We start from the raw sequence: 10499 nt of genomic DNA on the forward strand, positions 1-10499 counted from the left end.
GCGTTCGGCGACACCCCCGGACCGGGCGACCAATCCCACCGTCGTACCCCGCCGGAGCCGCTTCCAGTCCTCTTGTCGGCGGACAGCCACAACATGTCCCGTATCACCCCCCGATCCGAACCGTTCCGATCAATATCCGTTCACACTCAGGCACTTGACCGAGCGTCAAACGGATACGGAAGCGACGCAATCGATGATTTGAGCAACTCGGTGTAGCAGGCCCTGCACGAAGCGTTATTCTCCTCAGACGCAATCCGGTACCCCTCCGTCGCTACGACGGGTGAACGGTTCCGCACTGCACGTGATGGAAGCTCTGCCTCTGGGAGTCTTGTGTACCCACACGTCGGGGTTGACGCCTCGGGCCTGGCTACGCTGCGCGCAACAGTCGCATCGGTCAAAGAGACGCTGCGCGGCCTCGTCCCCACCGCGTACGCCGTCCCCGCCCTCGCCACGGCCGCCGCACCGGCCGGCCCGGCCTACGCACTGGCCGACGGCCTCGAGCAGGTGCCGGGGCGCGGCGCCGTCGTCGAAGGACGGCGGTCGGGCGACGGGCGCGCGGCCGTCAGACGCGGACGCGCGGCCGCGACCACCGCCCGGCGGCCCGCCGCCGACAGCGACAGCGCCCGGATGATGGACCTCGTGGAGCGCGCCCAGGCCGGCGAGGCCGACGCCTTCGGCCGCCTCTACGACCAGTACAGCGACACCGTCTACCGCTACATCTACTACCGCGTCGGCGGCCGGGCCACCGCCGAGGACCTCACCAGTGAGACGTTCCTGCGCGCGCTGCGCCGCATCGGCACCTTCACCTGGCAGGGCCGCGACTTCGGGGCCTGGCTCGTCACCATCGCCCGCAACCTCGTCGCCGACCACTTCAAGTCGAGCCGCTTCCGGCTGGAGGTCACCACCGGCGAGATGCTCGACGCCAACGAGGTCGAGCGCTCCCCGGAGGACTCCGTGCTGGAGTCCCTGTCCAACGCCGCGCTCCTCGACGCCGTGCGCCGGCTCAACCCCCAGCAGCAGGAGTGCGTGACGCTGCGCTTCCTCCAGGGCCTGTCGGTCGCCGAGACCGCGCGCGTGATGGGCAAGAACGAGGGGGCCATCAAGACCCTCCAGTACCGGGCCGTGCGCACGCTGGCCCGCCTCCTCCCGGACGACGCCCGCTGAGCGTCCCGCACCCGTCGAGCCGGCCCCACCCGGCCCCACCCCCACGCTCCGCGATCCCCAACTCACGGTCAGTGACAGTCCGTTGACTTCCCGATCCGATCATCCGCAGTCCGTAACCCAAGTGCCGCGCCAGTCGTTGTGCGGGATACAGGCTCCCTGTGGTCACGTCCCGACCGGCCTCGATCACCTGATCGGGGAGAACCGGTCGAAGACGTGCAACCCCGAGGACCCCAGGGGAGTCGACCGTCATGACGAGAGGAGGTGCCGCCAGTGATCGCGAACGTATCGGCGCACCGGCGGGCGAACGCCTTCGCCCAAGCCCTTCAGGAGCAGTCCGAACAGGGCCCGGCGGCCGAGCAGTCCGAAGGACCTGCACCGGCACCGGCCGCTGCGGACGAGACCGGGCAGGGCCGGCTGTTGGCCCTCGCCACGAGTCTCGCCGAGCTGCCCAGACCCGAACTCGACCCCGAGGTCAAGGTCGTGCAGCGGGCCCAGCTGGTCGCCGCCATGGAGGCCATGCTCCAGGAAGGCAGGTTCGGGGGCGAGGCCGCGGACCCTTCGGTGCCCGAGCAGCGCTCCGCCCGGCGGGGCGCACACCGGGCGACCCCGCTGGGCAGGTTCCGCCCCCGCAGCAGGCTCGCCAAGAGCCTCACCGCGGGCGGACTCAGTGTGGGTGTCGCCGCGGGCGCGTTCGGCGGCGTGGCCGCCGCCAGCTCCGACGCCCTCCCCGGTGACTCGCTCTACGGCCTCAAGCGCGGCATCGAGGACTTCAAGCTCAACTACCTCGCCGAGGGCGACAGCGAGCGCGGCCAGGCGTACCTCGACCTGGCGTCCACCCGGCTGAACGAGGCGCGCCGGCTCCTGGAGCGCGGCCGCGGCGGTGACCTCGACCACGACTCCGTGAGCGAGATCCGCCGCACCCTGTTCGGCATGCAGCACGACGCCTCCGAGGGCCACCGGCTGCTGCACGAGGCCTACGAGCGCGACCCCCGGTCCCTGGTCCCCATCCAGGCCCTGTCGTCGTTCTCGCAGTCCCACCGCGAGACGTGGAGCAAGCTGCGCGACCGGCTGCCGGTGCAGCTCGGGGACGTCAGCGAGCAGGTGTCGTCGGTGCTCGACGCCATAGACCAGGAAGTCGCGCCGCTGCAGTCCCTGCTCCCGCAGCCCCCGGCCCGGGGCGGCGGCACGGGGACCGGCCCGGGCACGGGCTCCGCGTCGGCCGGCGCCTCCAGCAGCGACCGCTCCACCGCGCCGAGCACCGGCAGCAGCAAGGCGACCGGCGGCCACACCGGCGACGGCAGCGGCAGCCCCAGCCGCTCCGCGAGCTCCGGCACCTCGGACGACGGCCTGCTCGGCGGCAACACCGGCGGCCTGCTGGACCCGCCGCAGGACAGCGCCGGCACCACCTCGCCGCCCGTCCTGCCGAGCGCCCAGCCGGACGTGACGATCCCGCCGCTGCTCCCGGGCCTGCTGCCCGGCCTGGGCATCGACGGCGAGGACGCCGACTAGCGGCCCGCGGACGCAGGTGGGGGCGCCCCTCCCGGAGAGGGGCGCCCCCATCGACGTACCCACCGGCCACGGGGGCCGCAGGCGTCAGAAGAACACCGACCGCCGCTGCACCAGGAGCTTGTACAGGGTGTGCTGGATCTGCTCGCGCACCTGGTCGGTCAGGTTGAACATCAGCATCGGGTCCTCGGCGGCCTCCGGCGGGTAGCCGTCCGTCGGGATCGGCTCGCCGAACTGGATCGTCCACTTCGTCGGCAGCGGGACCGCGCCCAGCGGACCGAGCCACGGGAACGTCGGCGTCAGCGGAAAGTACGGGAAGCCCAGCACCCGGGCCAGCGTCTTGGCGTTGCCGAGCATCGGGTAGATCTCCTCCGCCCCGACGATCGAGCAGGGGATGATCGGCGCGCCGTGCCGCAGGGCGGTCGAGACGAAGCCGCCCCGGCCGAACCGCTGGAGCTTGTAGCGCTCGCTGAACGGCTTGCCGATGCCCTTGAAGCCCTCCGGCATGACCCCCACCAGCTCGCCCTGGGCCAGCAGCCGTTCGGCGTCCTCGGCGCAGGCCAGGGTGTGCCCGAGCTTGCGGGCGAGCTCGTTGACGACCGGCAGCACGAACACCAGGTCGGCGGCCAGCAGCCGCAGGTGCCGGCCCGCCGGGTGGTGGTCGTGCACGGCGACCTGCATCATCAGGCCGTCCAGCGGCAGCGTCCCGGAGTGGTTGGCGACGATCAGCGCACCGCCGTCGGCCGGGATGTTCTCGACGCCCTTCACCTCGACCCGGAAGTACTTCTCGTACACCGGCCGCAGCAGCGACATCAGGACCTGGTCGGTCAGCTCCTCGTCGTAGCCGAAGTCGTCGACCTCGTAGTCCCCGGTGAGACGGCGGCGCAGGAACGCGAGTCCGCCCGCGATGCGCCGCTCCAGCCCGCCGGCGTCCGCCCGCCGCTCCTCGCCGGGCACGGGTGTGTCGTCCGGGGCGGCGGTCCCGCCGGGCAGGGCCTGGAGGTCACCGGCGTCCCGTGCCGCGTCGTCCCGGGCCTCGCCCGCGCCGTGGAGCTCGCGCACCGGCACCGGCTGCTCGCCGCCGGTGCGCCGGTTCCCCGTGCCACGGCGCCGCGGCGGCCGCTGCGCGGCGCTCCCGCGGGACCGGTCGTCGTCGAACGGAATGACCTTGGCGTCCGCCATCGTTGCTGCGCTCCTCAGTTGGCGCTCTGCGTCGGGGAGTGGGACGTCGGCGCGGCAGACGCCGCGGGGCCGCCGCCACCCCGCACGGCCAGGGCGGCGACCCGGTCGACGGCCCCGGCCACGGCCTGCGGGGGCAGGAGCCCCGGCCCCCGGCTGCGGGCGAAGTCCGCGAAGGCCTCCGCCGTCGTGTACTTGGGCACGAAGCCCAGCGTCTCGCGCATCTGGTCCGTCGCCACGACCCGGCCGTGCGTGAGCAGGCGGATCTGCTCGGGAGAGAAGTCCGTCATCCCCAGCGTACGCACCAGCGAGCCCGCCCACGTGACGGCCGGCAGCAGCAGCGGCACGGTGGGCCGCCCCAGCCGGCGGGAGCACTGGGACAGCAGCAGCACCCCGTCCCCGGCGATGTTGAACGTCCCGCTGTTGAGGGTGCCCCGGCGCGGCTCGTGCGAGGCGATCCGCAGCACGTCGATCACGTCGTCCTCGTGCACGAACTGCAGCCGCGGGTCGTAGCCGAACACCGTCGGCAGCACCGGCAGCGAGAAGTACGCGGCGAGCGGTGTCTCGGCGGTGGGGCCGAGGATGTTGGCGAACCGCAGCACGCTCACGGCGACGTCGGGCCGGCGCCGGGCGAACCCGCGCACATAGCCCTCGACCTCGCAGGCGTCCTTGGCGAAGCCGCCGCTCGGCAGCGACTTGGCCGGGGTCGACTCGGTGAACACGGCCGGGTCCCGGGACGCCGACCCGTACACGTTGGTGCTGGACTTCACCACCAGCCGCTGCACCTTGGGGGACTTCTGGCAGGCACCGAGCAGCTGCATGGTGCCGATGACGTTGGTCTCCTTCACCGTGGCCCGGCTGCCGCTGCCCAGGGCGGTCCCCGTCACGTCCAGGTGGACGACGGTGTCGGCGCCGGTCTCGGCGAGCACCCGCGCGATGGTGGGCTGCCGGATGTCGGCCTGGATGAACTCGGCGCCGCCCAGGTGGTGCTCGGGCCGCACCGCGTCCACGGCGACGACCCGGTCGACCTCCGGGTCACGCTGGATCCGCCGGACGAACCGGCCCCCCAGCTGACGGGCCACCCCGGTCACGAGCACGACCTTGCCCACGGTGCAGCGCCTTCCTTCCAGGACCTTCAGGACTCACCTGCGACAGGACCCTCCGTCCGGCGGGTTTCCCCTCTGCGTCAACTTATCGGTTCGATGTCGCCCTGTGACGACCACGCGGTGCCCGATGACCGAAACCGCCCCGGAAAGACGCGTGGCCCCCCACCGGAATCCTGGTGGGGGGCCACAACACGCTTTCGCGGCTCGCGTCGCGCGAACTTACTTCTTGTTACGACGCTGGACGCGCGTGCGCTTGAGCAGCTTGCGGTGCTTCTTCTTGGCCATCCGCTTGCGCCGCTTCTTGATAACAGAGCCCACGACTACCCTCGCTCACTTCTCATCACTCGGTGTTTGGGCGCCATGGGCCCACACGACCTACGAGGGGCTAGCCTACCCGCCCGAGTGCCGAGGTCGTTAATCGAGCGTCGGGGGCCGCTGTCGGCCGGTCTCCACTAGGCGGTTTCCACCCCCACGTAGCTGTCGCGGAGGTACTCGTGAACCGCGTTCTCGGGGACGCGGAAGGACCGCCCCACCCGGATCGCGGGCAGATGACCACTGTGCACCAGGCGGTACACGGTCATCTTGGACACTCGCATCACCGAGGCGACCTCCGCCACGGTAAGGAACTGGACCTCGCTCAGAGGCCTCTCGCCGGCTGCTGCCATGACACACCTGAACCTTCCGCACTCGACGGCCACCGGCTTCCCCTTCCGGTGACTCTTCGTCGTTGCGTGCTCACTCCCCAGACTAGGGGCGGGTGATGCGAGTGGGGAAGAGGTGCACCCATCGGCGGCCTACTGTGACAGACACGCTCGATTGAGTACGTAGCGGGCCAGCGGCAGGTAGTAATCGTCCCGCGCACCGTCCTCGACCGGGACGACGGCGGAGACCACGCCCTGCGCCTGCCCCACGAAGGGCGCCGGGTCGTCCGTGTCGGCCAGGCCGACCGCCTCGAACCCCAGCTGACCTGCCCCGCAGACCCATCCGTGGTCGCCGATCACCAGCTGCGGCAGCGGCCCGCCGGCCTCGGCGGCGGCATCCAGGGCCACCCGGACCGGCAGCGGCGAGTGGCAGTGCGCGCCGGTCGTGCTCCCGGCGCGAAGGTCCCCGCTCTCCCGTACGAACCCGACGCCCCGTACGTACGCGAGGTTGTACGTGCGTAGACCGAACCGGGTCGTTATGTCGACACAGCGACCCTGCGCTGGGGTGAGGACAGTACATCCCCCCGCCGACAAGGCGTCCGCGAGACGGGCGTAGAAGCCGAGCAGCCGGTGCGGGTGCCCGGTGCCGATCAGCACCGCTCCCCGGCGCCGCGCCACCTCCGCGACCCGCCCGGCGAACACGTCCAGGCCGGCCAGGGTCAGCGCCGGGTCGATCACGTCCGGTCCGGCCACGCACCGGGGGTCGGCCGGCACGCCCACCCGCTCGGCCATCACCGCCAGCACGTCCCCGAAGCCCCACCCGCTGCCCGGATCGATCCCGAGCAGCACCCGCGGGTCCCGGGCCGCGAACGCCCGGTAGCTGCGCAGTCCCGCCTCCCGGGAGGTGCCCACCACCCCCGCCAGCCGGGAGCCCACCAGATGGCCCCGCAGGGACCCCGCGCTCACCACCCGACGATCCTGGCCCAGCGCCCGGGGGCGGGCCAGCGGATCGGGGGAACTGCGCACGGTCGGCCTAACGGCACCCGCCCGAAGGACCGGACCCGCGAACGACCTACGCCAGCAGCCCCCGCAGCGGGAACACCGACCGCCGCGTCGCCAGCACCGCCTGGTCCAGCCGGTCCGCCGGGTCGTAGCCCGCCTCCCACGAGGCCCACTCCACCGGCCACCGCCCGTCGGTCATCCGCATCGGCCCCAGCTGCCGGGTCCGCGCGTACACGGCCTGCCGCCAGCTCTCCGGGATCACCGTCTCCGGCGCCACCTCCCGGCCCGCGGCGATCCCCACCAGGTGCGCCCACGACCGCGGCACCACCTCCACCACGGCGTAACCACCGCCGCCCAGCGCCACCCACCTGCCCCCGGCGTGCGCGTGCGCCAGCTCGTGGCACGCCACCTGCACGGCCCGCTGCGCGTCCAGCGACACCGCCAGGTGCGCCAGCGGGTCCTCGAAGTGGGTGTCCGCCCCGTGCTGGGTCACCAGCACGTCCGGCCGGAACTCCGCGAGCAGCTCGGGCACCACGGCGTGGAACGCCCGCAGCCACCCGGCGTCCCCGGTCCCCGCGGGCAGGGCCACGTTCACCGCGGACCCCTCCGCCGGACCGTCCGCCCCGGTCTCCTCCGGCCACCCGGTCTGCGGGAACAGCGTCCGCGGATGCTCGTGCAGCGAGATCGTCAGCACCCGGGGGTCGTCCCAGAACGCCGCCTGCACACCGTCCCCGTGGTGCACGTCGACGTCCACGTACGCGACCCGCTCGGCGCCCAGCTCCAGCAGCCGCGCGATGGCGAGCGCCGCGTCGTTGTAGACGCAGAACCCGGACGCGGCACCGGGCATCGCGTGGTGCAGCCCGCCCGAGAAGTTCACCGCGTGCAGCGCCTCACCCCGCCACACCGCCTCCGCCGCGCCCACCGACTGCCCCGCGATCAGCGCGCTGACCTCGTGCATGCCCGCGAACGCGGGGTCGTCCAGGGTGCCGAGCCCGTACGCCTCGTCGGCCGAGCGGGGGTCCGCGGACGCCGCCTTCACCGCGTCGATGTAGTCCTCGCGGTGCACCAGGCGCAGCGTCGACTCCCCGGCCGGCTTGGCCGCGACGACGTCCACCTCCCGGTCCAGCCCGAGGGCGTCCACCAGCTTCCGGGTCAGCTCCAGCCGGACCGGGTCCATCGGATGCTGGGGCCCGAAGTCATAGCCCGTTACTGCCTCGTCCCACATCAGCTGTGCGCGGCCGCTCATGCCCGCCACCGTATCGGTCCGGTTGACGCGCGAACGACCGGGCGTACACCAGCGTCAGCAACACGAGCACCATCGGCACGAGCATCGCCCCGCGGTAGCTCCACGCGTCGCCCAGCGCCCCCACCAACGGCGAGCCCACCAGGAACCCGACGTAGTTGAAGATGTTCAGCCGGGCGATCGCCGCGTCCGAGGCCCCCGGGAACAGCCGCCCGGCCGCCGCGAACGTCTGCGGCACCAGCACGCACAACCCGAGCCCCAGCAGCGTGAACCCGAGCATCCCCACCCACGGCCCCGGCGCCACGGCCACCACGGCGAACCCCGCCGCGGCCACCACGGCCCCGCCCCGCACCACCGCGACGGCCCCGAAGCGCCGCACCCCGAAGTCCCCGATGGCCCGCCCCAGCAGCGTGGTCACCATGTAGACGTTGTACGGCACGGTCGCCAGCTGCTCGGAACTGCCCAGCACGTCCTGGAGGTACTTGGCACTCCAGTTGGAGACGGTCGAGTCGCCGATGTACGCGAACGCCATCACCAGGCACAGCGGCAGCAGCAGCTTGAAGACGAGCGCCCCGCCCTCCCCGACGGCACCCTCCGCACCGGGCTCCGCCGGGCCCGCGTCGACGTACCACCGGCTCCCCACCAGCACCGCCGGCAACAGCACCGCCGCCACCGGCAGGTACGACACCCACAGCGCCAGGTGCCAGTGCGCCCCCACCCACGCCAGCGACGCCCCGACGATCCCGCCCAGGCTGTACGCCGCGTGGAAACTCAGCATGATGCTGCGCCCGTACGACCGCTGCAGGCTCACCCCGAGCATGTTCATGGACGCGTCCAGTGCACCCACCGCCAGGCCGAACGCCGCGAGCGAGACGGCCAGTTCGGCCATCCCCTCCCCCGCCCCGACCCCCAGCAGCGCCAACAGCACCACCGGCTGGGACCACCGCAGCACCACACTGGGCCGGACCCGCTTCACCAGCTGCTCGGTCGTCACGCTGCCGATGCCGGCCAGCACGGGCACGGCGGCCAGGAAGACGGGCAGCAGCGCGTCGGACACCCCGTAGCGGTCCTGGACGGCCGGGATGCGCGTGACGAGCAGGGCGAAGGCGACGCCCTGCGCGAGGAAGCTGAACGCCAACGAGGCCCTGCCGCGCCGCAGCACATCAGTCATGGCGGCGAGCGTAGGGCCCCGGGCTACTGCTGGGTAGATCCGGCCAAAGATGAATTCTCCTCAGCTTTACCGGGCGAGGGCGACCTCGGGCATCCCGGCGCTCCTCGCCCGGCCCCCGGCCTCGACCTCGGCGAGCAGCATCCGCGCCATCGGCCCGGCGGCCAGCGCACCGCTCACCAGGAACGCCGAGCCCAGGGTGACCACCACGATCACCGACCCGAGCCACACCATGGTGTCCACGGGCAGCGTGTACGCGCCGACGACCCGCACGACGCACTCCGCCAGCAGGAAGCCGCCCCACACCCCCGAGAACACCCGCTCGGCCCGCCGGAAGTCCGCGGACCCGGCGCACAGCCGCTCCCAGGCCGCCTCCCGCTCCGCCCGCCCCTTGACGAGCCACGGCTTCATGGCGGCGGTCATGAGCGGCTTCCCGAACGCCACGGACACCAGCACCCCGAGCCCGATCACACTGCCCACCGCGCTCTCCTTGGCAAGCATCAGCCGCGGGTCCCCGGACACCAGGCCGAGCAGCAGCCCGACGACGTTGACGGCGAGGATCAGCGCGGCGAGCCCGTTGACCGCGCGTTCCCGGACCACGCCCCACGCGGTCCGCAGCGCCGGCACCACGCTGCTGCCCGCCAGCGCGGCGAACGTGCTCGTCCCGAACCCGTCCTTGAGCAGGTAGTACCCGCCCACGGGCACCGCGACATCCACGATCAGGGGAGCCAGGGCCGGGCGCTTCGCGTGCGTCTTCGTCGTCATGCCCTCAGCTTCGCCGCCGGGGAGGGTCGCCCGGTAGGAACGATCGTCCGGCACTCCGCATGACAAATGTCAGACGAGGAGGCCGGCCAACTCCCCCATGTCGGCGAAGAGTTTGCCGGCCCCGGTGAGCTTCTCGGCGGGCGTCATCGCGGTGAACCCGACCACGTCCATCCCGGCCGCGACCGCGGCCTGGACGCCCAGCGGGGAGTCCTCGACGACGATGCACCGCTCCGGTGCCACACCCATCTCCCGGGCCGCGTGCAGGAAGAGGTCGGGCGCCGGCTTGCCCCGCCCGACGTCCTGCGAGCTGAAGATCCGCCCCTCGTCGAACCACCGGTCCAGCCCCGTCACCCGGTGCCCCACCCGGATCCGCTCATGGCTCCCGGACGAGGCCACGCAGTACGGCACACCCTCGGCACGCAACCGCTCCAGCACCTCGACGACCCCGGTCACGGGCTTCAACTCCCGCTCGAAGGCGGCGAACACCCGCGCGTGGAAGACGTCGTCGAAGTCCGCCGGCAGCCGCTGCCCGGTCCGCTCCAGCACCAGGTCGTGGATCCGGTGCATCGCGGACCCCATGTAGTCGCGTATCGAGTCCTCGTACGTCGTCGGGTGCCCGAGCTCGGTGAGGTACGCGGCGAGGTGCCGGTTCGAGAGGGGCTCACTGTCGACGAGCACACCGTCGTTGTCGAAGATGACGAGGTCATAGCGCATGGAACGAGCCT

At 72.5% G+C, this 10499-nt stretch carries 11 protein-coding genes; 2 read left to right on the forward strand and 9 right to left on the reverse strand.

Annotated elements, in window-relative coordinates; translation table 11 throughout:
* Nucleotides 1-330: 330 nt before the first annotated feature.
* Nucleotides 331-1164: an ECF subfamily RNA polymerase sigma factor, BldN family gene (locus tag AQJ30_RS31310; RefSeq protein WP_067240643.1), complete on the forward strand. Its 834-nt coding sequence runs from the start codon at nucleotides 331-333 to the stop codon at nucleotides 1162-1164.
* A 270-nt stretch (nucleotides 1165-1434) separates the two neighbouring features.
* Nucleotides 1435-2673 (forward strand): DUF5667 domain-containing protein, encoded by a 1239-nt coding sequence (locus AQJ30_RS31315; RefSeq protein WP_067240646.1) that lies wholly within the window; start codon nucleotides 1435-1437, stop codon nucleotides 2671-2673.
* 84 nt (nucleotides 2674-2757) lie between these two features.
* On the opposite strand, the gene AQJ30_RS31320 is transcribed toward AQJ30_RS31315, so the two are convergent.
* The 9 genes from AQJ30_RS31320 to AQJ30_RS31355 form a co-directional block, all read right to left on the reverse strand.
* Nucleotides 2758-3852 carry a lysophospholipid acyltransferase family protein gene (locus AQJ30_RS31320; protein ID WP_067240648.1) on the reverse strand — a complete coding sequence of 365 codons (1095 nt, stop codon included), beginning with the start codon at nucleotides 3850-3852 and terminating at the stop codon, nucleotides 2758-2760.
* Between the two features lie 14 nt (nucleotides 3853-3866).
* Nucleotides 3867-4958 (reverse strand): NAD-dependent epimerase/dehydratase family protein, encoded by a 1092-nt coding sequence (locus AQJ30_RS31325; RefSeq protein ID WP_067240650.1) that lies wholly within the window; start codon nucleotides 4956-4958, stop codon nucleotides 3867-3869.
* A 216-nt stretch (nucleotides 4959-5174) separates the two neighbouring features.
* A complete protein-coding gene (locus AQJ30_RS37460; protein ID WP_003948845.1) occupies nucleotides 5175-5273 on the reverse strand; it encodes a 30S ribosomal protein bS22 in 99 nt (32 codons plus the stop codon).
* 134 nt (nucleotides 5274-5407) lie between these two features.
* Nucleotides 5408-5620 carry a helix-turn-helix domain-containing protein gene (locus AQJ30_RS31330; RefSeq protein ID WP_158101684.1) on the reverse strand — a complete coding sequence of 71 codons (213 nt, stop codon included), beginning with the start codon at nucleotides 5618-5620 and terminating at the stop codon, nucleotides 5408-5410.
* A gap of 129 nt (nucleotides 5621-5749) precedes the next feature.
* Nucleotides 5750-6565, reverse strand: a complete 816-nt coding sequence (locus tag AQJ30_RS31335) for a phosphatase (RefSeq protein ID WP_067240655.1) — start codon at nucleotides 6563-6565, stop codon at nucleotides 5750-5752.
* Nucleotides 6566-6668: 103 nt separating this feature from the next.
* Nucleotides 6669-7844, reverse strand: a complete 1176-nt coding sequence (locus tag AQJ30_RS31340; RefSeq protein ID WP_067240693.1) for an acetoin utilization protein AcuC — start codon at nucleotides 7842-7844, stop codon at nucleotides 6669-6671.
* On the reverse strand, nucleotides 7795-9012 hold the full coding sequence (locus tag AQJ30_RS31345) for an MFS transporter (protein ID WP_067240657.1): 1218 nt from the start codon (nucleotides 9010-9012) through the stop codon (nucleotides 7795-7797). The genes AQJ30_RS31340 and AQJ30_RS31345 overlap by 50 nt, the downstream gene beginning before the upstream one ends.
* Before the next feature lie 66 nt (nucleotides 9013-9078).
* Nucleotides 9079-9774 (reverse strand): VC0807 family protein, encoded by a 696-nt coding sequence (locus AQJ30_RS31350; RefSeq protein ID WP_067240659.1) that lies wholly within the window; start codon nucleotides 9772-9774, stop codon nucleotides 9079-9081.
* Nucleotides 9775-9843: 69 nt separating this feature from the next.
* Nucleotides 9844-10488, reverse strand: a complete 645-nt coding sequence (locus AQJ30_RS31355) for an HAD family hydrolase (protein WP_067240661.1) — start codon at nucleotides 10486-10488, stop codon at nucleotides 9844-9846.
* Nucleotides 10489-10499 lie beyond the last annotated feature (11 nt).

The sequence above is a fragment of the Streptomyces longwoodensis genome, assembly GCF_001514125.1.
GTDB lineage: Bacteria > Actinomycetota > Actinomycetes > Streptomycetales > Streptomycetaceae > Streptomyces > Streptomyces longwoodensis.